Raw genomic sequence first — 26,649 nt, 5'->3', positions numbered from 1 at the left:
CCCCGGCCGGCGGCCCCGGCGTGTCACCGGGTCATCCCGACAGCGCCCCGAAGGCTCCGTGCGCAAGACGCCTGAGCAGCGACTCCGTCGCCTCCCGGCCCAACGCCGCCAGGTGCGGGGTGGAGTTCAGCAGGCCGAAGACGGCGTGTACGGCCACGCGCACCTCCGCCTCGCCGACTTCGGGATGCAGTTCCCGTACGACCGCCACCCAGAGCTCGACGTACTGCCGCTGGAGCTGGCGCACGAGCTTGCGGTCGGCGTCCCGCAGCCGGTCCAGCTCCCGGTCGTGCAGGGTGATCAGCGCCCGGTCGTCCAGGGCGAAGTCGATGTGGCCGTCGATCAGCGAGGCGAGCACCGCGGACGGGTCCCCGGCCGCCTCCTCCACGCGCCGGCGGCCGCCCGTCAGCAGCCGTTCGCTGATCCCCACCAGCAGCTCGGCGAGCATGGCGTCCTTGCCTGCGAAATGCCGGTACAGGCCGGGGCCGCTGATGCCCACCGCGGCCCCTATCTCGTCGACGCCGACCCCGTGGAATCCGCGCTCGGCGAAGAGGCGAGCGGCCTCGTTGAGGATCTGCTCGCGACGGGTCGGGGCGGCCGCTCTGGTGCTCATGGGAATCCATTCTAGACAGGGCCGTTAGCGCTCGTTAACCTAGGCTGCATCAGTGTTAACGCTCATTAACCGCGTTGACCGCGAGGACCGAGCAAGGGAGCTCGACCGATGCAGCAGGCACCAGTGCTGACGAGCGCCGCGGACCCGGCGTCCGAGGCCTGGCGGACCAACGAGGCCGCCCACCGCGAGCTCGCCGAGGGGCTGCGCGCCCGGCTCGGCGCGGCCCGCCTCGGAGGCGGCGAGAAGGCCCGCGCCCGCCACACCGCCCGCGGGAAGCTGCTCCCCCGCGACCGTGTGGACACCCTCCTCGACCCCGGGTCGCCCTTCCTGGAGCTGGCCCCGCTGGCCGCCGAGGGAATGTACGGGGGCGCCGCCCCGGCCGCCGGGGTCATCGCCGGCATCGGCCGGGTCAGCGGGCGCGAGTGCGTGATCGTCGCGAACGACGCCACCGTCAAGGGCGGCACGTACTACCCGATGACCGTCAAGAAGCACCTGCGCGCCCAGGAGGTGGCCCTGGAGAACCGTCTCCCCTGCCTCTACCTGGTCGACTCGGGCGGCGCGTTCCTCCCGATGCAGGACGAGGTCTTCCCCGACCGCGAGCACTTCGGCCGCATCTTCTACAACCAGGCACGGATGTCCGGCGCCGGCATCCCGCAGATCGCCGCCGTCCTCGGCTCCTGCACGGCGGGCGGGGCGTACGTCCCGGCGATGAGCGACGAGGCGGTCATCGTCCGCGGCCAGGGCACGATCTTCCTCGGCGGCCCGCCGCTGGTGAAGGCCGCCACCGGCGAGGTCGTCACGGCCGAGGAGCTCGGCGGCGGCGAGGTCCACTCCCGGGTCTCCGGCGTGACCGACCACCTCGCGGAGGACGACGCGCACGCGCTGCGGATCGTCCGGAACATCGTGGCGACCCTGCCCGAGCGCGGGGCCCTGCCGTGGTCGGTCGAGGCTCCGGAGGAGCCGAAGGTGGACCCGTACGGCCTGTACGGCGCGGTCCCGGTCGACTCCCGCACCCCGTACGACGCCCGGGAGATCATCGCCCGTGTCGTGGACGGCTCCCGATTCCAGGAGTTCAAGGCGGAGTTCGGGCAGACCCTGGTCACCGGCTTCGCCCGGATCCACGGCCACCCCGTCGGGATCGTCGCCAACAACGGCATCCTGTTCTCCGAGTCGGCGCAGAAGGGCGCGCACTTCATCGAGCTGTGCGACCAGCGCGGCATTCCGCTGGTCTTCCTCCAGAACATCTCCGGCTTCATGGTCGGCCGGGACTACGAGGCCGGCGGCATCGCCAAGCACGGCGCGAAGATGGTCACGGCGGTGGCGTGCACCCGCGTCCCGAAGCTGACGGTGGTGGTCGGCGGCTCGTACGGGGCGGGCAACTACTCGATGTGCGGCCGGGCGTACTCGCCGCGGTTCATGTGGATGTGGCCCAACGCCAAGATCTCGGTGATGGGCGGCGAGCAGGCCGCGTCCGTCCTGGCGACGGTCAAGCGCGACCAGATCGAGGGCGCGGGCCAGGAATGGCCGCTTGAGGACGAGGAGTCCTTCAAGGCCCCGGTCCGCGCGCAGTACGAGGAGCAGGGCAACGCCTATTACGCCACGGCCCGGCTGTGGGACGACGGCGTCATCGACCCGCTGGAGACCCGGCAGGTGCTGGGACTGGCCCTGACCGCGTGCGCGAACGCCCCGCTGGGCGACCCCGCTTTCGGCATCTTCCGTATGTGACGTGAGGACCTCTTCGATGTTCAGCACTGTTCTGGTCGCCAACCGGGGCGAGATCGCGGTCCGGGTCATCCGCACGCTGCGGGAGCTCGGTGTGCGGTCGGTGGCCGTCTTCAGCGACGCGGACGCGGACGCCCGTCACGTACGGGAGGCCGACACGGCCGTCCGGATCGGCCCGGCGGCCGCCGCCGAGAGCTACCTGTCGGTGGAGCGGCTGCTCGACGCGGCCCGCCGCACGGGGGCCGAGGCGGTCCACCCGGGGTACGGGTTCCTCGCGGAGAACGCGGCCTTCGCGGCGGCCTGCGCGGAGGCGGGCCTGGCCTTCATCGGGCCGCCGGCCTCGGCCATCTCCCTGATGGGCGACAAGATCCGCGCCAAGGAGACCGTCCGCGCCGCCGGTGTCCCGGTGGTGCCCGGCTCCTCCGGCAGCGGCCTGTCGGACGCCGATCTGGTCGCGGCGGCCGAGAAGATCGGGATGCCGGTGCTGCTGAAGCCCTCCGCGGGCGGCGGCGGCAAGGGCATGCGCCTGGTCCGGGACGCGGCCGTGCTGGCGGAAGAGATCGCGGCGGCCCGGCGCGAGGCCCGCTCCTCCTTCGGCGACGACACCCTGCTCGTGGAGCGGTGGGTGGACCGGCCGCGGCACATCGAGATCCAGGTGCTGGCGGACGCGCACGGCAACGTGGTCCATCTCGGGGAGCGCGAGTGCTCGCTCCAGCGGCGCCACCAGAAGGTCATCGAGGAGGCCCCCTCGGTCCTCCTGACCCCGGAACTGCGGGCGTCCATGGGCGCGGCGGCCGTGGAGGCGGCCCGCTCGTGCGGTTATGTCGGCGCGGGCACGGTGGAGTTCATCGTGCCGGGCGGGGACCCGTCCTCGTACTACTTCATGGAGATGAACACCCGGCTCCAGGTGGAGCACCCGGTCACGGAGCTGATCACCGGCCTGGACCTGGTGGAGCAGCAGCTGCGGGTGGCGGCGGGCGAGCCGCTCGGCTTCGACCAGTCCGGGGTCCGGCTCACCGGGCACGCCATCGAGGCCCGCGTCTGCGCGGAGGACCCGGCGCGCGGGTTCCTGCCGTCCGGCGGTACGGTCCTGGCGCTGTCGGAGCCGTCGGGCGGTGCGGTGCGCACCGACTCGGGCCTGGTGGCGGGGGTGGACACGGGGTCGACGTACGACCCGATGCTGTCGAAGGTGATCGCCTACGGGCCCGACCGAGCCAGTGCCCTGCGGGTGCTCCGGGGGGCGCTCGCCGACACGGTGATCCTCGGCGTCCAGACCAATGCGGGGTTCCTGCGCAGGCTGCTGGCGCACCCGGACGTGGTCTCCGGGGACCTGGACACCGGGCTGGTGGAGCGGGACCTGGTCACGCTCCTGCCCGACGGCGTCCCGCCGGAGGTGTACGCGGCGGCGGCCCTGCTGTCGCTCGCCCACCCCGCCCCTTCCGGAAACGGGCAGGCCGGGCAGACCGGATGGGTCGACCCGTTCGACACCGGCGGCGGCTGGCGCCTCGGCGGCACGCCCGCCTGGACGGTCCACCACTTCCGCCTGCCGGGCCTCGACCCGATCGAGGTCCGCACCCGCCCGCGCGGCTCGGAGCAGGAGCTGCTCCTCGCCGACCCGGCCGGGGCAGAGTCGGCCTCGCCGGCGATTGAGGCGCGGGGCCTGGGGCAGAGCCCCGGCGCACCGGCGCGCGGCCGGATCGTGGCCCGCACCACCCACGACCTCACCATCGAACTCGACGGCGTCACCCACCGGTTCAGCCACGCCGCCTCCCCGGAGGGGGTCTGGCTCGGGCGCGACGCCGACTCCTGGCACGTGCAGCACCACGACCCCGTCGCCGCGGCGCTCACGGGCGCGGGCCGGTCGGGCGCCGACACCCTCGCCGCCCCCATGCCCGGCACCGTCACCGTCGTCAAGGTGGCCGTCGGCGACAAGGTGGCCGCCGGGCAGAGCCTGCTCGTGGTCGAGGCCATGAAGATGGAGCACGTCATCTCCGCCCCGCACGCCGGCACCGTCACCGAGCTGGACGTCTCCCCCGGCACCACCGTCGCCATGGACCAGGTCCTGGCCGTCGTCACCCCGGACGAAGAAGAGGAGGAGGCGGCATGATCGGCCTGCCCATGACCGTCCCGGCCCCCGGCCTGCCCGCCCGGGTACGGATCCACGAGGTCGGTGCCCGCGACGGCCTGCAGAACGAGAAGACGGCGGTTCCCACCGCCGTCAAGGCGGAGTTCATCCACCGCCTCGCGGCGGCGGGCCTGGACACCGTGGAGGCCACCAGCTTCGTGCACCCCAAGTGGGTGCCGCAGCTGGCGGACGCGGAGCAGCTGTTCCCGCTGCTCTCCGACGTGGACGCGGCCCTGCCCGTGCTGGTCCCCAACGAGCGCGGGCTCGACCGGGCGCTCGCCCTCGGGGCCACCCGGATCGCCGTCTTCGGCTCGGCGACCGAGACCTTCGCCTCCCGCAACCTCAACCGCACCGTCGACGAGTCCCTCGCCATGTTCGAGCCCGTCGTGGCGCGGGCCAAGGAGGGCGGGGCGCACGTGCGCGGCTACCTCTCCATGTGCTTCGGGGACCCCTGGGAGGGCGCGGTCCCGGTCCCCCAGGTGGTCCGCGTCGCCAAGGCCCTGCTCGACCTCGGCTGCGACGAGCTCAGTCTCGGCGACACCATCGGCGTCGCGACCCCGGGCCATGTCCGGGCGCTGCTGGAGGCGCTGGGCGAGGAGGGCGTCGCCGTCGACCGGATCGGCGTCCACTTCCACGACACCTACGGGCAGGCCCTCTCCAACACCCTCGTCGCGCTCCAGCACGGCGTGACCACCGTCGACGCGTCCGCAGGCGGCCTCGGCGGGTGCCCGTACGCCAAGAGCGCCACCGGCAACCTCGCCACCGAGGACCTGGTGTGGATGCTCGACGGCCTCGGCATCGAGACCGGGGTCGACCTGGCCGCCCTCACCGCCACGAGCGTGTGGATGGCCGAACAGCTGGGGCGGCCCAGCCCCTCCCGTACCGTCCGCGCCCTCTCCCACAAGGAGTAAGAACACCATGTCCCTCGACCACCGGCTCACCCCCGAGCACGAGGAACTCCGCCGCACCGTCGAGGAGTTCGCGCACGACGTCATCGCCCCCAAGATCGGCGACCTGTACGAGCGGCACGAGTTCCCGTACGAGATCGTCCGCGAGATGGGCCGCATGGGCCTGTTCGGGCTGCCCTTCCCCGAGGAGTACGGCGGCATGGGTGGGGACTACCTCGCCCTCGGCATCGCCCTGGAGGAGCTGGCCCGCGTCGACTCCTCGGTCGCCATCACCCTGGAGGCCGGCGTCTCCCTGGGCGCCATGCCGATCTACCTCTTCGGCTCCGAGGAGCAGAAGCAGGAGTGGCTGCCGAAGATGTGCTCGGGCGAGGTGCTGGGCGCCTTCGGCCTGACCGAGCCGGGCGCGGGCAGCGACGCGGGAGGCACCCGCACCACCGCCGTGCGCGAGGGCGACGAGTGGGTGATCAACGGCTCCAAGTGCTTCATCACCAACTCCGGTACGAACATCACGGGTCTGGTCACCGTCACGGCGGTGACCGGCCGCAAGCCCGACGGCCGCCCGGAGATCTCCTCGATCATCGTCCCGTCCGGCACCCCCGGGTTCACGGTGGCCGCCCCGTACTCCAAGGTCGGCTGGAACTCCTCGGACACCCGCGAGCTGGCCTTCGACAACGTCCGGGTGCCGCTCGCCAACCTGGTGGGCGAGGAGGGCCGCGGCTACGCCCAGTTCCTGCGGATCCTCGACGAGGGCCGCATCGCCATCTCGGCGCTCGCCACGGGTCTCGCGCAGGGCTGTGTGGACGAGTCGGTGAAGTACGCCAAGGAGCGGCACGCCTTCGGCAAGGCGATCGGCGACAACCAGGCCATCCAGTTCAAGCTGGCGGACATGGAGATGCGCGCCCACATGGCCCGCATCGGCTGGCGCGACGCCGCCTCCCGCCTCGTGGCGGGGGAGCCGTTCAAGAAGGAGGCCGCCATCGCGAAGCTGTATTCCTCGACCGTGGCGGTGGACAACGCGCGCGACGCCACGCAGATCCACGGCGGCTACGGGTTCATGAACGAGTACCCCGTGGCCCGGATGTGGCGCGACTCCAAGATCCTGGAGATCGGCGAGGGCACGAGCGAGGTGCAGCGCATGCTCATCGCGCGCGAGCTGGGCTTCGCCGGCTAGTGCTCTGACCGGGAACCGTTCACCGGGTTGCCGGTAGCGGCGGCGGGGCAGGCTGGTGCCGGTTGGATTTCGCTGTGCCGTCCAACCGGCGTGGGGAGGGTCGGTGGCACAACCGGTCAAGGTCGGCCACCACGAGCCCGACGAAACTGGGCGCCTCCGCAGGGAGAAGGGCATCCGCTGGGGAGGACGCCCCCTGCAAGGAGCGGCATGATCAAGGTCCGCACCTCGTTCGCTCGGTGGCGGAAGCAGTCAACTCATGAGACGGAAGTGGACAATGGTGGCTTCATCGGTCGACTTGATGTCGGGGTAGTGGAACCGCAGCCTGTCTTGCAGCTCGGCAAGATCGCGAAAGCCGTCGGCGATAGCGTCCGCCTCGGTCAACTCGGCAACGCCCTTGGAAGTGATCTGAGTGACCACACCGGGCAGCACTACCTCGTCATCCAACTCAAACACCATGTTCACCAGGCCCGTCTGCACTGGGTCTTGGAACCGCACTGTGGTCGTCTTCCGCCCAGTGCGTACAGCTTCGAGATAGGTCCGATGGAAGTGCAGGGACTGTGTCGCGGCCGAGCGCAGCGCTCTGTCGGACCTCGCGGACTGCTCCGCCCAGACATAAGCATGCGGCAGAAGGTCGGTGATGGCGACACTGCGAATTCCGTCAGCCACCGGCACGAGAACGCGGATACCCGGGTAGTAGTCCAGCAGGACCTGCCGGTCCCGGCCACACGGCGTGAGCACGCCGCGCCCCGCGTCACCGACGGCAACAATCGCCGCCAGGTCACGTGCTCCCGCAGCGCGCGCATGCCCGAGCGCCACCAACTCCGCGCAAGGTCCACCCGTGAAGTGATAAAGGTTGATGCCACCGAACATCCGGCCCTGCGCGTCTCGCACGGCTGCTCCGACGGTGTGCACCTCACCCTCACCGTTGGCCTCGACAATGCGCTGGGCGAATTCGACCAGCTCCAAATCTTCTTCCGTCGGCAGATGCATCGTGCTGTCCATCCAACAAACACTACTCATACACGTCCCGAAGCCATGCAACCCGGTGAACGTTCCCGGCCACGGCGCTAGCCGCGTCCTCGCACCACCGGAGGGCACCCTGACAGTTCCGAGTTAGGGTCCCCTTACCGCCTCCAAGGAAGGTTAGGCTAACCTTCCTCGCGAACGGCCCCCGGCGCATGCCCGTGGCCGCCGGCTCGCACGAAAGCGGACTTCGACATGCCCACGTCCCGTACCTCACCCCTCTCCCGCCGCGGACTCCTCGCGGCCGGCGGCGCCCTCGGCCTCGTCGCGGCGCTGACCGCGTGCGGCGGCTCCGACTCCGCGAAGGACGGGCCGGGCGGCACCGACAAGGGCACCGCCGCCTCGGGCGCCTGGACCTTCAAGGACGACCTCGGCAAGGAGATCAGCCTCAAGGCCAAGCCGAAGAACATCGTGGCCTTCACCGGCACCGCCGCCGCGCTGTACGACTACGGCATCCCCGTCAAGGGCGTGTTCGGCCCGACGAAGACCGCCGACGGCAAGCCCGACGTCCAGGCCGGCTCGCTGGACATCTCGAAGGTCGAGATCCTCGGCAACGCCTACGACGAGTTCAACGTCGAGAAGTACGCGGCCCTGCAACCCGAACTGCTGGTCACCAACACCTGGGACGGCACCTACTGGTACGTCCCGCAGGCATCACGGGAAAAGATCCTCAAGCTGGCCCCGGCCGCCGCGGTCTCGGTGGGCGGCGACGCCTCCCTCGACAAGGCCCTGGAGCGCACGGCCGACCTGGCCAAGTCCCTCGGCGCCGACCTGAACAGCAAGAAGACGGCCGACGCGAAGGCCCGCTTCGAGGCCGCCGCCGGCAAGGTGCGCGAGGCCACCAAGGCCAACCCGGGCGTGAAGGTGCTCGTCGGCTCCGGCTCCGCCGACCTGTTCTACGTCTCCACCCCGAAGACCTCCGCCGACCTCAAGTACTTCGAGCAGCTCGGCGTCCAGTTCGTCATCCCGGAGAAGCTGGACCAGGGCGGTTTCTACGAGAGCCTGAGCTGGGAGAACGCCGGCAAGTACCCGGCCGACCTCATCCTGCTCGACAACCGCACCGGCACCCTCCAGACGCAGGACCTCAAGGCCAAGCCCACCTGGAACGAACTGCCCGCGGTCAAGGCCGGCCAGGTCGCCCCGCGCGTGACCGAGCCGATCTACTCGTACGACAAGTGCGCCCAGATCCTGGAGGACCTCGCGAAGTCCATCCAGAACGCCAAGAAGGCCGGCTGACCCGTGACCGTGGCCGACTTCCGCTTCTTCACCCTCGAAGTGGTCCGCACCCTCCGGGTCGGACACTCCTTCCTGCGGGTCACGTTCGGCGGCGAGTCCCTCGCGGACTTCCGCTCGGGCGGCTACGACCAGAGCCTGTCGCTGTTCCTGCCGCCCCCGCACCGGGAACACACCCGGCTCCCGTCCACCGACGAGGACACCTGGTTCGCGGCCTGGCGGGCGATGCCCGACGAGGAACGCCCGGTGATGCGCTCGTACACCGTCCGCGAGCAGCGCGGTACGGGCACGGACACCGTCGAGCTCGACATCGACTTCGTCCGGCACGGAACCGGGACGTCCGCCGCCGACGCGGCGGACTCCCCCGCCTCCTCCTGGGCCGGGCGTGCCCTCCCCGGCCACCGGATCCAGGCGATCGGTCCGGCCGTCGCGCAGAACAAGTCCGTACGCTTCCAGCCGCCCGCCGGGACCGACGCGCTGGTGATGTACGCCGACGAGACCGCCCTCCCGGCGGCAGCCGCGATCCTCGAACGCCTTCCGGAGGGCAGGCGGGTCACCGCCTGGTTCGAGGTACCGCACGCGGACGACCGGCTCGCCCTGCGGACCCCTGCCGACGCGGACATCACCTGGATCGTGCGGGAGGAGGGCGCGGGCCGGGAGCGTACCGAGCGACTGCTGGAGGTGGTCCGGGCGGCGGAACTGCCCGCCGCCGAAGCGCCGTACGCCTGGGTGGCGGGCGAGGCGGGGACGATCCGCGCCGTACGCCGCCACCTCGTGAAGGAACGTTCCCTCGACCGGCGCGCCGTGCGGTTCACCGGCTACTGGCGGCTCGGCGCGAGCGAGGAGGAGCTCCTCGCGGAGGCCTACGCGGGGCGGGCGCCGAGCGAGGAGCCGACCGCCGAGCTGTAGCAACGCTGTTTTTTTCCACGAGAGTTCAGAAGGGCCCTGGCTGGGTGGATTGCAGGGATCGTCGCAACACATGATCACTGGTCTGTCTGGCGAGCAGTGTAAGCAGTGGCTTGGCTGGGAGTTCTCAGTCAAGCCACTGCTGCGTTGTCTCGGTGGGATTGCGCCGTTCCCGGCGAGCCCGGGGGTTGAGTGGCTCACAGAGGTCCCGCCTGGCCCCAGCTGCTCGGCCCTCCACGGGCAGGAACAGAATGAGCCCCATGGATGACGGATCGGACTGGCCGACGGACAAACTGACCGCGCTCCGACTCGGGAGGCGGCTGGTTGTGGAAGTCCCGGCATCACGGCCGGATCGCCGCGCATCCGCGGATGTCCGCCCCGCGTGGAGTGAGCCTGACGTCCTGGCTCGGGACGAGGGATGGGCTCGCAGCTCCGCCCGGTGAACGCGTCCAGGTCCTCGCGGGTGTGCCGGGACAGGTCAGTGCCCTTGGGGAAGTACTGCCGCAGCAGGCCCTTGGTTTTCTCGTTGGAGCCGCGCTGCCATGGGCTGGCGGGGTTGCAGAAGTAGACCGGGATGTCTGTCGTGACGGTGAAGTGGTGGCGGTAGGCCATCTCCGTGCCCTGGTCCCAGGTAAGCGACCGCATCAGATGGGGCGGAAGCGTCTGGACAGTCTGCGCGAGCGCGGCATTGACGGCGGCGGCTGAGTGCCCGCGGGGAAGAGGGACGAGCCTCAGGTGGCGCGTGCTCCGCTCGACCAGGGTGGCGAGGGCGGAGCGGGAGTTGCTGCCGACGATGAGGTCGCCCTCCCAGTGGCCCGCAACGGGACGGTCGGCGACCTCGGCGGGCCGATCACTGATCATGACCATCGGGTGCGGAAACCGCTGCCTGCGGCTCGCCGCCTGCCGGTGGGGCCGGCGCATCGCCCGTCCGGTCCGATGAAGTCCCGCAGCTCGTGGTTCTGCGCGATCTTGCCGGTCTTGGGCCGTGGCTTGCGCTTGTCCGCACGACGCTGAGCGGCATGCGGCCGGTAGTACCAGCGGCCGTCGGGAAGCACCGTCCGGTTGCGGCGGACGTCCCGGCCGATGGTGGAGGGACTGCGGCCCACGCCTTCTTCTTTCCGGATGCCTGCCGTCCGCAGCGCCATCGCGTGCCGGTGCGGCGGTTGATGCCGACGATCCGGCAGGCTTCCGTGTTGCTTACCCCAAGATCCACGAGCCGAAGGTTCCTCCACTCCCGCTCACGGGCTAGTGGATTGCGGCCGTAGTTGCCCCGCCGCCCGGATCTCGAAGTCCATCGCACCCCTTGAGCTGGGGTGTTGCGACGAACGCTAGAACTCAAGCCGTGTCAGCCGGGGCCCTTTCCCTGGTGGCCGAGAAGTTAGGTTAGGCTAACCTAAGTAACAACTTCCCCGCCCACCCCGCCCCCTGCCCGGAGGAACGTTGATGCGCTCGCATCTGCTGAATGAGTCGACCGCGGACCTCTACCGGCGCTCCGTCACCGAAGGCGTCGAGCGCGTCGCCGCCAAACTCGCCTCCACCCGGCGGCCCCACACCGGCCGCTCCGTCGACGCACTCGCCCCGGTCATCGACGGGATCGACCTGGACCGGCCGCTCGCCGACCCGGCCGCGGTCCTCGACGAGCTGGAGGAGGTCTACCTGCGCGACGCGGTGTACTTCCACCACCCCCGCTACCTCGGCCACCTCAACTGCCCGGTGGTCATCCCCGCCGTGCTGGGCGAGGCCGTCCTCTCGGCCGTCAACTCCTCGCTGGACACCTGGGACCAGTCCATCGGCGGCACGCTCATCGAGCGCCGCCTGATCGACTGGACCGCCGAGCGCATCGGCCTCGGTCCCGCCGCGGACGGCGTCTTCACCTCGGGCGGCAGCCAGTCCAACCTCCACGCGCTGCTCCTGGCGCGCGACGAGGCCTGCCGGTCCGTCGCGCAGAACGGCCCGCGGGCCCTGCTCAAGTCCGAAGTCCTCCCGAAGCTACGCATCTTCACCTCCGAGGCCGGCCACTTCAGCGTGCAGAAGTCGGCCGCCCTGCTCGGCCTCGGCCACGAGGCGGTCATCGCCGTTCCGGTGGACCGCAACCGCCGTATGGACACCGCGGTCCTGGCCCTGGAACTGGAGAGCTGCGCCCGCGAGGGCCTCGTCCCGATGGCCGTCGTCGCCACCGCCGGTACCACCGACTTCGGGTCCATAGACCCGCTTCCCGAGATCGCCCGCCTGGCCGCCGAACACTCCGCCTGGATGCACGTGGACGCCGCGTACGGCTGCGGACTGCTGGTCTCCCCCACCCGCCGGCACCTCCTCGACGGCATCGAGCGCGCCGACTCGGTGACCGTGGACTACCACAAGTCCTTTTTCCAGCCGGTCAGTTCCAGCGCCGTACTGGTCCGCGACCGCGACACGCTGAAGCACGCCACGTACCACGCGGACTACCTCAACCCGCGCCGGATGGCCGAGGAGAGGATTCCCAACCAGGTCGACAAGTCCCTCCAGACCACCCGCCGCTTCGACGCGCTCAAGCTGTGGATGACCCTGCGCGTGATGGGCGCCGACGGCGTCGGATCGCTCTTCGACGAGGTCGTCGACCTGGCCGCGGCGGGCTGGGAGGTCGTCGCCGCCGACCCGCGCTTCGAGGTGGTCGTCAGACCGCAGCTCTCCACCCTGGTCTTCCGCTACTGCCCCGGCCACCTCCGGGAGGGACCCCCGGCCGCGGGAGACGTCCGGGCGGACCTGGTCGACGAGGCGAACGTGCACGCCCGCAAGGCCCTGTTCGCCTCGGGCGAGGCCGTCGTCGCGGGCACCCGGGTGGACGGGCGCCAGTACCTGAAGTTCACCCTGCTCAACCCGCAGACCACGACGGCCGACATCGCGGCAGTCCTCGACCTCCTCGCGTCCCACGCCGAGCAGTACCTGGGAGAATCCCTTGCAGTCATCCCGTGAGCCCCGTGCTCTCCGTGCGCCTCGTGACCCTCGCACGCGTGAGCCCCGTCGGCCCCGTGAGCACCACCGGCCCCACGACTTCATCGGTATCGGCCTCGGCCCCTTCAATCTGGGGCTCGCCTGCCTGACCGCGCCGATCGGCGAACTCGACGGCCTCTTCATCGAGACGAAGCCGCACTTCGAGTGGCACGCCGGGATGTTCCTGGACGGCGCCCACCTCCAGACGCCGTTCATGTCGGACCTGGTCACGCTCGCCGACCCGACCTCGTCCTTCTCCTTCCTCAACTACCTGAAGGACCGGGACCGGCTGTACCCCTTCTACATCCGGGAGAACTTCTACCCGCTGCGCACCGAGTACGACGACTACTGCCGGTGGGCCGCCGACCGCCTCGACAACGTCCTGTACTCCACCTCCGTCACCGAGGTCACCTACGACGAGCGGGCCGGCCTGTACGCGGTCCACACCGACCGCGGCGGGACGCACCTCGCCCGCCACCTGGTCCTGGGCACCGGCACCCCGCCCTTCGTCCCCGAGGCCTGCGCCGGCCTGCCCGGCGACTTCACGCACACCAGCGGCTACATGCACCACAAGGCGGAGCTGCAGAAGAAGAAGTCGATCACGCTGGTCGGTTCGGGCCAGAGCGCCGCCGAGATCTACTACGACCTGCTCGGCGAGATCGACGTCCACGGCTACCGGCTCAACTGGATCACCCGCTCCCCCCGCTTCTTCCCGCTCGAATACACCAAGCTGACGCTGGAGATGACCTCACCGGAGTACGTGGACTACTTCCACGCGCTGCCCGAGCACACCCGCCACCGCCTGGAGACGCAGCAGAAGAGCCTCTTCAAGGGCATCGACGGCGAGCTGGTCAACGCCATCTTCGACCTGCTCTACCAGAAGAAGGTCTCCTTGCCGGGCCCCGTCCCGACGACCCTGCTGACCAACACCTCGCTCAACTCGGCGGCGTATGACACCACGGCCGCCGCCTACACCCTGGGGCTGCGCCAGGAGGAGCAGGAGCGCGACTTCTCCCTCACGACCGAGGGCCTGGTCCTCGCGACGGGCTACGCGTACACCCTCCCGGACTTCCTCGCCCCGGTCCGCGACCGCCTCCGCTTCGACGGCCGCGGCCGTCCCGACGCGGCCCGCAACTACAGCATCGACGTGACCGGCCGCGGGGTCTTCCTGCAGAACGGCACGGTCCACAACCACTCCGTCACCTCGCCCGACCTGGGCATGGCCGCGTACCGCAACGCGTACATCATCGGCGAGCTCCTCGGCCGGGAGTACTACAAGATCGAGAAGTCCATCGCCTTCCAGCAGTTCGGGGCCCCGGAAGGGATCAGCGCATGAGCACCACCGGCATCCTCTTCAGCCGGACGGACCCGGCCCGGGGGACCTTCTCCCTCCGGCCCTTGGACCCCTTCGCCGACGCGGAGCTGCTCCACGGTTGGGTCACCCACCCCAAGGCCGCGTTCTGGCTGATGCAGGACGCCACGCTGCCGGACGTCGAGCGCGCGTACATGAAGATCGCCGCGTCCGAGCATCACGACGCCTTCATCGGCCTCCACGAGGGGGAACCGGCCTTCCTGATGGAGCGCTACGACCCGGGCAGGCTGGAACTGGTCGGCCTGTACGACGCCCGGCCCGGCGACGTCGGCATGCACTTCCTCGTCGCGCCGAGCGACCGGCCCCTCGGCGGCTTCACCCGCGCGGTGATCACGACGGTGATGGCCGCCCTGTTCGCGGACGCGGCCACGCAGCGCGTCGTGGTCGAACCGGACGTCGGCAACACGGCGGTCCATGCGCTCAACGAGGCGGTGGGCTTCGTGGCGGACGGCCCGATCCGCAAGCCGGAGAAGGAGGCCCTGCTGAGCTTCTGCACCCGCGCCGGCTTCGAGGCCGCCACCGGCATCACGACGGGAGCCTCGGCATGAGCCTCGCCGACGCCGTCTCCCACCTCTCCCCCGAGCCGTGGGCCCGGGCGAACCGCGCCCTGGTCCGCAAGGCCCTGGCGGAGTTCTCCCACGAGCGCCTGCTGACCCCGGAGCCGCTGGGCGAGGACCGCTGGGCGGTCCGGAGCGACGACGCCTCGGTGGAGTACCGCTTCTCCGCCCGCCTCCACGCCCTGGAGCACTGGTCGGTGGACGCGTCCTCGATCACCCGGCACCGGGACGGCGCCGAGCTCCCGCTGGACGCCCTGGACTTCCTCATCGAGCTGCGCGAGACGCTGGGGCTGAGCCCCGAGGTCCTGCCGGTGTACCTGGAGGAGATCTCCTCCACCCTGGCGGGCGCGGGCTTCACGTACACGAAGCCGCAGGTGTCGGCGGCCGTCCTCGCGAAGTCCTCGTTCCAGGACATCGAGACGGGCATGACGCAGGGCCACCCCTGCTTCGTCGCCAACAACGGCCGCCTCGGCTTCGGCCTGCACGAGTACCTCTCGTACGCCCCCGAGGCGGCGAGCCCGGTCCACCTGGTGTGGGTGGCGGCCCGCAAGGACGTGTCCACCTTCACGGCGGGCTCGGGCCTGGACCACGACGCCTTCATGCGGGCGGAGCTGGGCGAGGAGACCCTCGCGGCCTTCGAGGCCCGCATGTCCGGCCTCGGCCTGGACCTGGCGGACTACCACCTCCTGCCGGTCCACCCCTGGCAGTGGTGGAACAAGACCACGGTCACCTTCGCCTCCGAGATCGCGAACCGCCGCCTGGTCCTGCTCGGCGAGGGCGCGGACTCCCACCTCGCCCAGCAGTCCATCCGCACCTTCTTCAACACCAGCGCCCCCGCGAAGCACTACGTCAAGACGGCGATCTCGGTGCTGAACATGGGCTTCATGCGGGGACTCTCGGCCGCCTACATGGAGGCCACCCCGGCGATCAACGACTGGCTCCACCAGCTCGTCGGGTCCGACCCCGTCCTGCGGTCGGTCGACTTCTCGATCATCCGCGAGCGCGCGGCGATCGGCTACCACCACCGCCAGTACGAGCGGGCCACCGACCGGCACTCCCCGTACCGCAAGATGCTGGCGGCCCTGTGGCGCGAATCCCCTGTGGCCTCCCTGCGCCCCGGCGAACGCCTGGCCACCATGGCCTCCCTCCTCCACGTCGACGTGGAGGGCCGATCCTTCGTCGGCGCGCTGATCGAGGAGTCGGGCCTGCCCCCGCGGGAGTGGCTGCGCGCGTACCTGCGCGCCTACCTGGTCCCGCTCCTGCACTGCTTCTACCGGTACGACCTCGCGTACATGCCGCACGGCGAGAACACGATCCTGGTCATCGAGAGCGGGGTCGTGAAGCGGGCGGTCTTCAAGGACATCGCCGAGGAGATCGTGGTCATGGATCCGGACGCGGTCCTGCCGCCCGCGGTGGAACGCATCCGGGCGGACGTCCCGGAGGACATGAAGCTGCTGTCGATCTTCACGGACGTCTTCGACTGCTTCTTCCGCTTCCTCGGCCCGATCCTCGCCGCGGAGGGCCTGTGCGAGGAGTCGGTGTTCTGGCAGGCGGTGGCGGACTGCGCCCACGCCTACCAGGAGTCGGTGCCCGAGTTGGCGGACCGCTTCGCCCGGTACGACCTCTTCGCCGAGGAGTTCCGGCTGTCCTGCCTCAACCGCCTCCAGCTGCGCAACAACCGGCAGATGGTCGACCTCACCGACCCCTCGGCGGCCCTCCAACTGGTGGGCACCCTCAAAAACCCCGTCGCGCCCTTCGCCCGGCGGTGACGGCTCACCCCCAGGGCACGTCCGGGGAGCGGTAGTACGTGGTGTCCTGGGCGTCCAGGCGGGGGGCCTGGACGGCCAGGCGCTGGCGGTAGGAGGGCCAGTTCGCGGGGCCCGGGGACCAACCCAGTTCGGCCAGGCCGAGGATCCGCGGAAAGGCCATGAACTCCAGGTCCGGGCGGGTCGCGATGGTCTCCGTCCACAGGGGTGCCTCCACCCCGAGGACCGCGGACTGCGGGACTCCGGACGCGGCCAGGTAGGTGCCGGGGTTCCAGTCGTAGGCGCGCTTGACCGGGACGTAGCCCGCCCAGGCCAGGCCCTGCTTGGTGGTGGTGTCGTACTTCATGTCCAGGTACAGCCGGTCCGCCGGGGAGAGGATCAGCGGGTGGCCCGCCTTCGCCGCGGCGGCCACCGCCGCCTTCTCCGCGGCCGGGGTCCGGTCGTGGCCCCAGTACTGGAGGACCGCGCCCTGCGACGGGCGGGCCGCGGCCAGCTGGTGCCAGGCCACCACCGTCTTGCCGTGGCGGCCCACGACCTCCTGGGCGCGGTCCATGAACGCCGCGTAGTCCGCCGCCGGGGTGGAGTGCGCCTCGTCGCCGCCGATGTGGAGGTAGCGGCCCGGCGTGATCTCGGCGAGTTCGCCGAGCACCTCGTCGATGAACTCGTACGTCCGCTCCTTGCCGACGCACAGCGAGCTGAAGCCGACCTTGGTCCCGGTGTAGCGCTCGGGCGCCTTGCCGTCGCAGTTGAGTTCCGCGTAGGAGGCCAGGGCGGCGTTCACGTGCCCCGGCATGTCGATCTCCGGGACCACGTCCACGTAGCGCCGGCCGGCGTAGGCCACCAGGTCCCGGTACTGGTCCTTCGTCCAGTACCCGCCCGGGCCCCCGCCGACCTCGCTGCCGCCCCCGTACTCCGCCAGCCGCGGCCAGCCGTCGACGGCGATCCGCCAGCCCTGGTCGTCGGTGAGGTGGAGGTGGAGCGTGTTGACCTTGTAGGCGGAGATCTGGTCGACGTACCGCTTCACCTGCTCCACCGTGAAGTAGTGGCGGGCGATGTCGAGCATGGCCCCGCGGTACGCGAAGCGGGGCGCGTCGGTGATCTCCCCGCCCGGCACCGTCCCCGGCCCGGTCACCGGGAGCAGCTGGCGCAGGCTCTGGCCGGCGTGGAAGAGGCCCGCCGGGGTCCGGGCGGTGAGGGTGACCCCGCGCGGGTCGGAGTGCAGCCGGTAGCCCTCCTCGCCGACCCCCTCGGCCCCCTCGTCGAGCAGCAGCCGCACCCCGTCGCCCTCGGAGCCGCCGACCACCGGGAGCGGCAGCCCGCTGGAGGCCCGGAGCTGTTCCGCGAGGAGTTCGCCGACTCCCCGGACCTCCTCGTCGCCGCCCGGGCCGGTACGGATGACCGTGCCCGCCCCGAAGAGGTACCCGGCGCCCTCGGCGCGGGCGGAGGCGGGCGCCGGCAGGAGCCGTTCGTAGGGGGCGAGGACGGCGGGGCGCACGGTCCCGGGTCTGGCGTCGTCGCCGGGGGCGGGGGCGCAGGAGACGGCCGCGCCGAGGAAGAGGAGGGTTCCGAGCGTGCGTCGCAGGACTCTCATGGCCCAGGTATAGGCCAACTGGCCTTCCAGGAGCGGTGCGAGAATCGCTGGATGGCGGAAATCATCCAGAAGGACGGCACATGGACCTTCGAGGGCGACGTGGTGCGGATCGTGCCCGGCCGCGACAAGGGGGTGGGGCTGTTGCGCCAGACCCTGGGCGAGGTGGTCGTACCGCTGCGGGCGCTCGCCGGGGTCTCCTACGAACCGGGCCGCAAGGCGGGCCGGCTGAGACTGCGGCTGCGTGACGGTGCGGACCCCCTGCTCCAGGTGACGGGCGGGCGGCTGCCGGAGGCCTCCGACCCGTACCGGCTGACCGTGGAGGCGGACCGGAGCGGGGTGGCGGAGTACTTCGTGGACGAGGTGCGGAACGCCCTGTTGCTGGAGCAGGTGGCCCCCGGCCCGGTCGACGCGTACCTGCTGCCCGGCCCGGCCGTTCCGATCACGGTCGGCGCGGGGGACGGGACGGTGGCCTTCGACGGCGACCGGGTGGTCCTGGACTGGAACTGGACGACGGAGGAGGCCAAGAGCTCGGGGGGCCCGCGCGAGTTCCGGGTCGCGGACGTGAAGGCGGTCGAGTGGTCTCCGTCGAAGGGGCTGGAGAACGGCTGGATCCGCTTCACCCTGGCGGGTGCCCCGCCCGCTCCGGCGCCGAAGTACGACCCGCACACGGTGGAGCTGTTCGGTTTCAAGAAGGACCCGCTGATGGCGCTGGTCGCGGCGGCCGTGGCGGTGCGGATGCCGCATCCGGCCACCCCGGCCGAGCCCGCGCCGGTCATGGCGGTGGCGCCGGTGGCGGAGCTTGCGGCCGCGCCTCCCGGGCCGGCGGCCGCCGAGGACCACGACGCGCTGCTGCGCCGGCTGCGGGAGCTCGGCGAGCTGCACCAGACGGGCATCCTCACGGCTGACGAGTTCACCGCGGCCAAGCAAGCCGTTTTGCGCCGCTTCTGACCTCTTTAGCACCCTTTTGCAACCGGATGAAAGGATTGCCCTGGTCCAGACCAGAGTGATCCTGCCCGGAATCGGGCAGGATCTTTGCTTTCCCAGGGGAGTCCAGTCAGTATCTACGGGTGCTCGATCGCCGCCCGTCCCATGACGACCTCGTCGACCACCTGGTGCGCAGCACCTCGCTGCAGCGCGGCGAGGCCGCCCGGGTGGTGCTCGACGTACTCGCGTACTTCGACGAGACGACCGAGGAATTCGTCCGCCGCCGGCACCGGGAGCTCCAGTCCGGCGGCGCGGTCAACGCGGAGATCTTCGAGCGCATCGCGGCCGAGCTGCCGCACCGTGCCGTGGCACCGCCGCAGCTGTCTCTGCGGCAGCTGCGCCGCATCGTCTACGGCTGAGCACCGGCGCGACCGGCACGGCAACCGAACCTCAGGAGGGGCAACACTTTATGTGCGGAATCGTGGGATACATCGGCAAGCGTGACGTGGCACCGCTGCTGCTGGAGGGCCTGCAGCGGCTGGAGTACCGCGGATACGACTCCGCGGGCATCGTCGTCAACAGCCCGAAGTCCGCGGCGCTGAAGGTCGTCAAGGCCAAGGGCCGCGTCCGCGACCTGGAATCCCGCGTGCCCAAGCGCTTCGCCGGCACCACCGGCATCGCCCACACCCGCTGGGCCACCCACGGCGCCCCGAGCGACATCAACTCCCACCCGCACCTCGACGCCGACAACAAGGTCGCGGTCGTCCACAACGGCATCGTGGACAACGCCGCCGAGCTCCGCGCCAAGCTGGAGGCGGAGGGTGTGGTCTTCCTCTCGGAGACCGACACCGAGGTCATCGTCCACCTGATCGCGCGCTCCGTGGCCGACACGCTGGAGGAGAAGGTCCGCGAGGCCGTCAAGGCGATCGAGGGCACCTACGGCATCGCCGTCATGCACGCCGACTTCCCCGACCGCATCGTCGTCGCCCGCAACGGCTCCCCCGTCGTGCTCGGCATCGGCGAGAAGGAGATGTTCGTCGCCTCGGACGTCGCCGCGCTCGTCGCCCACACCCGCCAGGTCGTCACCCTCGACGACGGCGAGATGGCCACCCTGAAGGCCGACGACTTCCGCACCTACACCACCAGCGGTGCCACCACCACCGCCACCCCGGAGACCGTGGAGTGGGAGGCCGCCTCCTACGACATGGGCGGCCACGACACCTACATGCACAAGGAGATCTCCGAGCAGCCCGACGCGGTCGACCGCGTGCTGCGCGGCCGGATCGACGACCGCTTCAACACCGTCCACCTGGGCGGCCTGAACCTGGACCCCCGCGAGGCGCGCGGCATCCGCCGCGTCAAGATCCTCGGCTGCGGCACCTCGTACCACGCGGGCCTGATCGGCGCCGGCCTCATCGAGAGCATGGCCCGCATCCCCGCGGACGCCGAGCCGGCCTCCGAGTTCCGCTACCGGAACCCGGTCGTGGACCCCGACACCCTCTACATCGCGGTCTCCCAGTCCGGTGAGACCTACGACGTGCTGGCCGCCGTGCAGGAGCTCAAGCGCAAGGGCGCCCGCGTCCTCGGCGTGGTCAACGTGGTCGGCTCCGCGATCGCCCGCGAGGCGGACGGCGGCGTGTACGTGCACGCCGGCCCCGAGGTCTGCGTCGTCTCCACCAAGTGCTTCACCAACACGGTCGTGGCCTTCGCGCTGCTCGCCGTGCACCTCGGCCGCATCCGCGACCTGTCGGTGACCGACGGCAAGCGGATCATCGAGGGCCTGCGCAGGCTGCCCGCCCAGATCGAGGAGATCCTCAAGGGCGAGGAGGACATCAAGCAGCTCGCGGCCGAGTACGCCGAGGCCAAGTCGATGATGTTCATCGGCCGGGTCCGCGGCTACCCGGTGGCCCTGGAGGCCTCGCTGAAGCTGAAGGAGATCTCCTACATCCACGCCGAGGCCTACCCGGCCTCCGAGCTCAAGCACGGCCCGCTGGCGCTCATCGAGCCGGCGATGCCCACGGTCGCGATCGTCCCGGACGACGACCTGCTGGAGAAGAACCGCGCGGCGCTGGAGGAGATCAAGGCCCGCAGCGGCCGGATCCTGGCGGTCGCCCACCGCGAGCAGGAGAAGGCGGACCACACCATCCTCGTGCCCAAGAACGAGGACGAGCTGGACCCGATCCTGATGGGCATCCCGCTCCAGCTGCTGGCGTACCACACGGCCCTTGCCCTGGGCCGGGACATCGACAAGCCGCGCAACCTGGCGAAGTCCGTCACCGTCGAGTAGTCGGCAGGCCGGTCGCCGACCAGGCACGAGTGGACCCCCGGGCGCCCTGCGCCCGGGGGTCCTGCCGTACTGCGGTGCCGCGCCGCGGGTGCGCTCAGCTCGCGGCGACCGCGCCCCTGCGGGACCTGCCGAGCGCCATCGGCCAGTGCGCGAGGGCCGCGGTGGCCCCGTACCAGGCCAGCAGGCCGGACACGGCGGCGACCCAGCCGCCGGCCTTGGCCAGTACGCCACTGTCGGCGAACGAGGCGATGGCCAGCAGGAGGAGGGACAGGGTCAGCAGGGCGTACACGCCCTGGCCGAAGACACCGCTCGCGGCGGCGAGGGTGAGAGTCAGCGCGAGCATCGCGAAGAGCACCAGGAACGTTCCGGCAGCCTCGTCGGAGACCGACGCGCCCGCACCCTTGGCCCACGTGAACCAGAAGATGCCGAGGCCCGCGAACGCGGTGCCGTTGAACCCGTTGCCGCCGCGGTACTCCAGGAGGCCGAGGAGGAAGAGGGCTGCGCCGCCGACGTACATCGCGAGCGACGCGGAGCCGGCAGCGGACACGCCGTCGATGATTCCGGTGTGGCCGATACCGAATGCGAGAAGGGTGAGACCCAGGGCTATGTGCCCGAGGGTCGAAGTCGAGGCCGTGCTTCCCGCAGAGACACCATTGTCCACGGCGGGCTCCCTTCGATCTGCAGTTGTTTGCTGCGTCCCAGCAGCACTTATCTACCCTTTACATGGGGGTTCACAACCGCACAACCGGCATACAACGGGTTACGGAATGACAACAACGGGTCGCTGGGCCCGCTTGGCCAGCCGCCCCGCCACCGAGCCGAAGATCCGGCCGACGATCCCGTGCGTGGAGCCGACCACGATGGCGTCCGCCGAATACTCCCGGCCGACCTCCTCCAGCTCGTGGCAGATGTCCCCGCCCCGCTCGACCAGGATCCAGGGCACCTCGGCGAGGTAGTCGGCGCAGGCGAGCTCCAGCCCCAGCACCTCGGTGCGGTGGTCCGGCACGTCCACGAAGACGGGCGGCTCGCAGCCCGCCCACACGGTGGTGGGCAGCCGGTTCGCCACGTGCACGATGATCAGGCCCGATCCGGACCGGCGGGCCATCCCGATCGCGTAGGCGAGGGCGCGCTCACTGGACGTGGAGCCGTCGAAGCCCACCACGACCCCGTGCCGGAAGGCCGGGTCGCAGGCGTGGCGCGTCTGTTCCACCGCGCGCAGGTCGCTCGACGCGTGGTCGGCGAGGGGTTTGCGCTTGCGGTCCGCTGGTTCGGGGAATTCGTGACCGGCCATGGATGTCTCGGCGAAGAGGTCCTCGGGCGAAGGGACAAGGCGACGGGGCGGCGATGGGCGAAAACGACGACTCAGGGTGACGGAGCTCTGTCCGGGAAGCATCTTCCCAAGCCCGTTACCCCCAGGGTACGGCGACACTCCTGTCCTGCACAGGGCTTGCCGCCCTTGGAGAGCGTCCCAGGGAGCATGCCGGAGCGAGGGCTCCTTGGCAATGGCCGCTGTTCCCTACAGCCAGTGACGAGCCGCCCGGTTCGCCACCCGTGAGCGCAGTGACCGAGGCCGTCCGCACGCCGTTGGTCAGGCGTCCGACCGTCCAGGAAGAGCCCGCAGGGAGCACGCCGTGCCCGGCCATCCGGTTCACCCCGTCCAGCCCGCCCAGTCCGCTCGGTCCGTCCACCGCGTCGACACGACACCGCATTTCACCCCCTCCCCCCTTCACCCGTCCGTGCCATCCGCCCGGCGCCCGCATGACGACCCCGCGGGTGACGTGGTGCGCTGGGCGGTCTTCAGCTGCCTGCTGGTCCCGGTGGTGCTCGTCATCTACGGGACCTCCTTCGGCGGGGCCGCCGTCGCGACCCTCGGGCTGGCCGCCGTCACCGCGGTGTGCCGGGCGATGCTGCGCTGCTCCGAGAAGGCCGAGCGGGCCGCCGCCATGGTCCTGGCCGCCGACCGGCCGGCGCCCGGCCGGCGCCGCCGCCGCTCGCGCGGCGGGAGCGCATCCGGGGGCGGCGGACACCGGGGCCGCTCCGGTACCGGCGGCATCTCCCCTCAGGACTGACTTATTCGCACACCCACACCCGCACGTTTTCAGCCAACTTCCCAGCAGGGTGCCGGTCTTGTCGGAATGTCCCCCCAACCCCCCCACCACCAGCGACGACGGAGCCAGGGGGGCGCCGCGACCCTATGGGTACTGGCCACGGCCGGAGCGCGAGCTTCCCACTTCGGTAGCGGAGTGGAACGCTTCCTGATCGAATGCTTTTCGCCAAGTTGCCAAGTCGACATAGCGCTGCGTGCTGAACTTGTCACGCCGACACCACGGGACGCAGTAGATTCGATCATGTATTTACGGCGGGGGATCCACGTGCAAGGCCGAGGGGAAACGTGCAGGTGCGACCAGACCAAGGAGTCGCGACACCCAAGGGGGGCTTAGCCATGAGCCAGGATTCCACCGCCGTCGTCACGGACGCCGGCCGGAAGCTCGCGGGGCGTCGCCGCAGGGAGATCGTCGCGGTGCTGCTGTTCAGCGGCGGACCGATCTTCGAGAGCTCCATTCCACTCTCCGTGTTCGGCATCGACCGGCAGGACGCGGGAGTTCCACGCTATCGACTGCTCGTGTGCGCCGGGGAGGACGGTCCGCTGCGGACCACCGGCGGGCTTGAGCTGACCGCGCCGTACGGGTTGGAGGCGATCGCCCGGGCAGGCACGGTCGTCGTGCCCGCATGGCGCTCCATCACATCGCCGCCGCCTCCGGAGGCCCTCGACGCCCTGCGTCAGGCCCACGAGGAGGGCGCCCGGATCGTCGGGCTGTGCACGGGGGCCTTCGTGCTCGCCGCCGCCGGTCTGCTGGACGGCCGGCCCGCGACGACGCACTGGATGTACGCGCCGACGCTGGCCAAGCGGTACCCGTCCGTCCATGTCGATCCGCGCGAGCTGTTCGTCGACGACGGTGACGTCCTCACCTCGGCGGGAACCGCGGCCGGAATCGACCTGTGCCTCCACATCGTGCGCACGGACCACGGCAGCGAGGCGGCCGGCGCGCTGGCCCGCAGGCTGGTGGTCCCGCCGCGCCGCACGGGCGGGCAGGAGCGCTACCTCGACCGGTCGCTGCCGGAGGAGATCGGCGCCGACCCGCTGGCCGAGGTCGTCGCCTGGGCGCTGGAGCACCTCCACGAGCAGTTCGACGTGGAGACGCTCGCCGCCCGCGCCTACATGAGCCGGCGCACCTTCGACCGGCGCTTCCGCTCGCTGACCGGCAGCGCGCCGCTCCAGTGGCTGATCACCCAGCGGGTGCTCCAGGCACAGCGGCTGCTGGAAACCTCCGACTACTCGGTCGACGAGGTCGCCGGGCGCTGCGGGTTCCGCTCGCCGGTGGCCCTGCGCGGGCACTTCCGACGGCAGCTGGGGTCCTCCCCGGCCGCGTACCGCTCCGCCTACCGGGCCCGTCGGCCGCAGTCCGAGGTGGCACAGGTGGCGGAGATCTCCGGCGGGCCGGTCCCGCACCAGCGCACTCCGCAGCCCCAGCGGGCGGCGGCGGCGCTCGCCGCGGCCGGGCCGACGGTGACGGAGCTGTACGCCCCGGGCCGCGTCCTGCGCGAGCACGCGTAGCCGTAGCCGGCAAGGTCCGCCCCCTCGGTCGTCACCGAGGGGGCGGACCTTCCGCATAAGGTGGACGCATGAACGATCGCATGGTGTGGATCGACTGCGAGATGACCGGGCTCTCGTTGACGGACGACGCACTTATCGAGGTGGCCGCGCTGGTCACCGACTCGGAGCTCAACGTGCTCGGCGAAGGCGTGGACCTGGTGATCCGCCCGCCGGACGCGGCCCTGGAGACCATGCCCGACGTGGTGCGCGAGATGCACACGGCCTCCGGCCTGCTCGACGAGCTGGCCGACGGGATCACCCTCGCGGATGCCGAGGCGCAGGTCCTGGCGTACGTACGGGAACACGTGAAGGAGCCGCGCAAGGCTCCGCTGTGCGGGAACTCGGTCGGCACCGACCGCGGCTTCCTGCTGCGCGACATGCCCGCCCTGGAGAGCCACCTGCACTACCGGATCGTGGACGTGTCCTCGGTCAAGGAGCTGGCCCGCCGCTGGTACCCGAGGGCCTACTTCAACAGCCCGCCGAAGAACGGCAACCACCGGGCGCTCGCGGACATCAAGGAGTCCATCGCCGAGCTGCGCTACTACCGGGAGGCGGTCTTCGTGCCCCAGCCCGGACCGGACTCGGACACGGCCCGGGCGATCGCGGCCAAGTACACCCTGCCCGCCGAGTAGGACCCGGCCGGGCCCCTCCGGAGACGGGGCGGAGGAAAGGGAGGAGCGAGCACCCTCTCGGACCCTGTACCCTTTTCTTCGGCCGGTCGGTTTCCCGACCGGACATGGTGGGTGTAGCTCAGTTGGTAGAGCACCTGGTTGTGGTCCAGGTGGCCGCGGGTTCGAGTCCCGTCACTCACCCTGAAAGAGGGCCCCGGTCCGCGTGAGCGGACCGGGGCCCTCTGCTTATCCGCCACCCGAAGTCAGTAACGCCTGGGACTCGGCCGAGCCCCTTACGGGTCAGGCGAGGTCGCTGCGGAACCAGTTCCAGGAGCCGGTGCTCTCCCACTTCTTCAGCGGGGCCGCGAAGCCGCTGCCGTTGCTGGTGAAGGACCACAGGCCGGTGCGACTGGTGCCGTCGCCCTGCTGTCCATAGCTGTAGAGCACACCGACGTCGGTCCTGCCGTCCCCGTCGAAGTCGCCGGCGGTGACCTTGCTCGCGTCGGCGTTCCAGCTGTTGCTGCCGGAGTCCCACTTCTTGACGGGGCCGCTGAAGCCGGCGCCGGTGCTGGTCATCGTCCACAGGGCGGTGTGGTTGGTGCCACCCGCGTCCTGCCCGTTGTCGTACAGCACGCCGACGTCGGCCTTGCCGTCACCGTTGAAGTCGCCGGCGACGGGCTTGGAGCGGTCCCAGTTCCAGGAGCCGGTGGTCCGGTCGTCGTTGTCCCACTTCTTGACCGGGCCGTTGAAACCGGCACCGGTGCTCGTGAAGGTCCACAACGCGGTGATGTTCGTGCCGTCGGCCTGCCGGCCGTTGTTGTAAAGGACGCCGACGTCGGCCTTGCCGTCACCGGTGAAGTCCCCGGCCACCACCTTGGAGCGGTCCCAGTTCCAGGAGCCGGTGGTCCGGTCGTCGTTGTCCCACTTCTTGACCGGGCCGTTGAAACCGGCACCGGTGCTGGTGAAGGTCCACAGCGCGGTGATGTTCGTGCCGTCGGCCTGCCGGCCGTTGTTGTAGAGCACGCCCACGTCGGTCTTGCCGTCGCCGTCGAAGTCACCCGAGGTCAGCTTGGAACGGTCCCAGTTCCAGGAGCCGGTGCTCTCCCACTTCCGGACCGGATTGGCGAAGCCGCTGCCGGTGCTGGTGAACGTCCACAGCGCGGTGTGGTTGGTGCCGTCCGCGTCCTGGCCGTTGTTGTACAACACGCCGATGTCCGA

General features: G+C 70.8%; 22 protein-coding genes, 1 tRNA gene and 1 pseudogene. 17 read left to right on the top strand and 7 right to left on the bottom strand.

Features of this window, described 5'->3' with window-relative positions:
• Window positions 1-31 precede the first annotated feature (31 nt).
• A complete protein-coding gene (locus AB0B01_RS06335; RefSeq protein WP_361713486.1) occupies window positions 32-610 on the bottom strand; it encodes a TetR/AcrR family transcriptional regulator in 579 nt (192 codons plus the stop codon).
• Window positions 611-718: 108 nt separating this feature from the next.
• Between AB0B01_RS06335 and AB0B01_RS06330 the strand changes: the two genes are divergently transcribed.
• Genes AB0B01_RS06330 through AB0B01_RS06315 form a run of 4 tightly spaced genes read left to right on the top strand, consistent with a single transcriptional unit; the run spans window position 719 to window position 6,536 of the window.
• Window positions 719-2,335, top strand: a complete 1,617-nt coding sequence (locus AB0B01_RS06330; RefSeq protein ID WP_361713484.1) for a carboxyl transferase domain-containing protein — start codon at window positions 719-721, stop codon at window positions 2,333-2,335.
• Between the two features lie 16 nt (window positions 2,336-2,351).
• A complete protein-coding gene (locus AB0B01_RS06325) occupies window positions 2,352-4,439 on the top strand; it encodes a biotin carboxylase N-terminal domain-containing protein (protein ID WP_361713482.1) in 2,088 nt (695 codons plus the stop codon).
• Entirely contained in the window at window positions 4,436-5,368 is a 933-nt protein-coding gene (locus AB0B01_RS06320; protein WP_361713480.1) for a hydroxymethylglutaryl-CoA lyase, read from the top strand. The genes AB0B01_RS06325 and AB0B01_RS06320 overlap by 4 nt, the downstream gene beginning before the upstream one ends.
• A 7-nt stretch (window positions 5,369-5,375) precedes the next feature.
• The gene (locus AB0B01_RS06315) at window positions 5,376-6,536 is read left to right on the top strand and encodes an acyl-CoA dehydrogenase family protein (protein ID WP_361713478.1); all 1,161 of its coding nucleotides are present in this window, start codon (window positions 5,376-5,378) and stop codon (window positions 6,534-6,536) included.
• A gap of 249 nt (window positions 6,537-6,785) precedes the next feature.
• Here AB0B01_RS06315 and AB0B01_RS06310 read toward each other — a convergent pair whose 3' ends face one another.
• Window positions 6,786-7,538, bottom strand: a complete 753-nt coding sequence (locus tag AB0B01_RS06310) for an ASCH domain-containing protein (protein WP_361713476.1) — start codon at window positions 7,536-7,538, stop codon at window positions 6,786-6,788.
• Window positions 7,539-7,754: 216 nt separating this feature from the next.
• Here AB0B01_RS06310 and AB0B01_RS06305 point away from each other — a divergent pair, with 216 nt between their 5' ends.
• Window positions 7,755-8,795 (top strand): ABC transporter substrate-binding protein, encoded by a 1,041-nt coding sequence (locus AB0B01_RS06305; RefSeq protein ID WP_361713474.1) that lies wholly within the window; start codon window positions 7,755-7,757, stop codon window positions 8,793-8,795.
• Window positions 8,796-8,798: 3 nt separating this feature from the next.
• A complete protein-coding gene (locus AB0B01_RS06300; protein WP_361713472.1) occupies window positions 8,799-9,701 on the top strand; it encodes a siderophore-interacting protein in 903 nt (300 codons plus the stop codon).
• A gap of 447 nt (window positions 9,702-10,148) precedes the next feature.
• On the opposite strand, the pseudogene AB0B01_RS06295 reads toward AB0B01_RS06300, so the two are convergent.
• Window positions 10,149-10,998 (bottom strand): annotated as a pseudogene (locus tag AB0B01_RS06295) (IS30 family transposase); the annotation flags it as partial.
• A gap of 143 nt (window positions 10,999-11,141) precedes the next feature.
• Here AB0B01_RS06295 and AB0B01_RS06290 point away from each other — a divergent pair.
• The 4 genes from AB0B01_RS06290 (at window position 11,142) to AB0B01_RS06275 (ending at window position 16,366) form a co-directional block, all read left to right on the top strand.
• On the top strand, window positions 11,142-12,650 hold the full coding sequence (locus AB0B01_RS06290; RefSeq protein ID WP_361713471.1) for an aspartate aminotransferase family protein: 1,509 nt from the start codon (window positions 11,142-11,144) through the stop codon (window positions 12,648-12,650).
• Window positions 12,651-12,732: 82 nt separating this feature from the next.
• Window positions 12,733-14,004: a SidA/IucD/PvdA family monooxygenase gene (locus AB0B01_RS06285; protein ID WP_361713661.1), complete on the top strand. Its 1,272-nt coding sequence runs from the start codon at window positions 12,733-12,735 to the stop codon at window positions 14,002-14,004.
• A complete protein-coding gene (locus AB0B01_RS06280; protein ID WP_361713469.1) occupies window positions 14,001-14,588 on the top strand; it encodes a GNAT family N-acetyltransferase in 588 nt (195 codons plus the stop codon). Before AB0B01_RS06285 ends, AB0B01_RS06280 begins: the two co-directional genes overlap by 4 nt.
• A complete protein-coding gene (locus AB0B01_RS06275) occupies window positions 14,585-16,366 on the top strand; it encodes an IucA/IucC family siderophore biosynthesis protein (protein WP_361713467.1) in 1,782 nt (593 codons plus the stop codon). Before AB0B01_RS06280 ends, AB0B01_RS06275 begins: the two co-directional genes overlap by 4 nt.
• 4 nt (window positions 16,367-16,370) lie before the next feature.
• On the opposite strand, the gene AB0B01_RS06270 is transcribed toward AB0B01_RS06275, so the two are convergent.
• On the bottom strand, window positions 16,371-17,954 hold the full coding sequence (locus AB0B01_RS06270; protein WP_361713465.1) for a beta-N-acetylhexosaminidase: 1,584 nt from the start codon (window positions 17,952-17,954) through the stop codon (window positions 16,371-16,373).
• Between the two features lie 51 nt (window positions 17,955-18,005).
• Here AB0B01_RS06270 and AB0B01_RS06265 point away from each other — a divergent pair, with 51 nt between their 5' ends.
• The 3 genes from AB0B01_RS06265 (at window position 18,006) to glmS (ending at window position 21,165) form a co-directional block, all read left to right on the top strand.
• On the top strand, window positions 18,006-18,902 hold the full coding sequence (locus tag AB0B01_RS06265; RefSeq protein WP_361713463.1) for a DUF4429 domain-containing protein: 897 nt from the start codon (window positions 18,006-18,008) through the stop codon (window positions 18,900-18,902).
• Between the two features lie 119 nt (window positions 18,903-19,021).
• The gene (locus AB0B01_RS06260; protein ID WP_356846763.1) at window positions 19,022-19,297 is read left to right on the top strand and encodes a hypothetical protein; all 276 of its coding nucleotides are present in this window, start codon (window positions 19,022-19,024) and stop codon (window positions 19,295-19,297) included.
• Window positions 19,298-19,347: 50 nt separating this feature from the next.
• Window positions 19,348-21,165 (top strand): glutamine--fructose-6-phosphate transaminase (isomerizing), encoded by a 1,818-nt coding sequence (gene glmS, locus AB0B01_RS06255; RefSeq protein ID WP_361713461.1) that lies wholly within the window; start codon window positions 19,348-19,350, stop codon window positions 21,163-21,165.
• 94 nt (window positions 21,166-21,259) lie between these two features.
• Here glmS and AB0B01_RS06250 read toward each other — a convergent pair whose 3' ends face one another.
• Window positions 21,260-21,826: a GPR1/FUN34/YaaH family transporter gene (locus tag AB0B01_RS06250; protein WP_361713459.1), complete on the bottom strand. Its 567-nt coding sequence runs from the start codon at window positions 21,824-21,826 to the stop codon at window positions 21,260-21,262.
• 99 nt (window positions 21,827-21,925) lie between these two features.
• Window positions 21,926-22,456, bottom strand: a complete 531-nt coding sequence (locus AB0B01_RS06245) for a universal stress protein (protein WP_356846768.1) — start codon at window positions 22,454-22,456, stop codon at window positions 21,926-21,928.
• Window positions 22,457-22,946: 490 nt separating this feature from the next.
• Here AB0B01_RS06245 and AB0B01_RS06240 point away from each other — a divergent pair, with 490 nt between their 5' ends.
• The 4 genes from AB0B01_RS06240 (at window position 22,947) to AB0B01_RS06225 (ending at window position 25,632) form a co-directional block, all read left to right on the top strand.
• Window positions 22,947-23,234, top strand: a complete 288-nt coding sequence (locus AB0B01_RS06240; protein WP_361713458.1) for a hypothetical protein — start codon at window positions 22,947-22,949, stop codon at window positions 23,232-23,234.
• 374 nt (window positions 23,235-23,608) lie between these two features.
• Window positions 23,609-24,781 carry a helix-turn-helix domain-containing protein gene (locus tag AB0B01_RS06235; protein WP_361713456.1) on the top strand — a complete coding sequence of 391 codons (1,173 nt, stop codon included), beginning with the start codon at window positions 23,609-23,611 and terminating at the stop codon, window positions 24,779-24,781.
• A gap of 68 nt (window positions 24,782-24,849) precedes the next feature.
• The gene (orn, locus tag AB0B01_RS06230) at window positions 24,850-25,452 is read left to right on the top strand and encodes an oligoribonuclease (protein WP_361713454.1); all 603 of its coding nucleotides are present in this window, start codon (window positions 24,850-24,852) and stop codon (window positions 25,450-25,452) included.
• A gap of 107 nt (window positions 25,453-25,559) precedes the next feature.
• Window positions 25,560-25,632 (top strand) — tRNA-His (locus tag AB0B01_RS06225).
• 99 nt (window positions 25,633-25,731) lie between these two features.
• Here the strand turns inward: AB0B01_RS06225 and AB0B01_RS06220 are convergent.
• A partial coding sequence (locus AB0B01_RS06220) for a VCBS repeat-containing protein (RefSeq protein ID WP_361713452.1) occupies window positions 25,732-26,649 on the bottom strand: 918 nt, incomplete at its 5' end.

This window comes from Streptomyces sp. NPDC044571 (assembly GCF_040647115.1).
Classification (GTDB): Bacteria; Actinomycetota; Actinomycetes; order Streptomycetales; family Streptomycetaceae; genus Streptomyces.
This window is presented reverse-complemented; position numbering and strand designations above follow the sequence as displayed.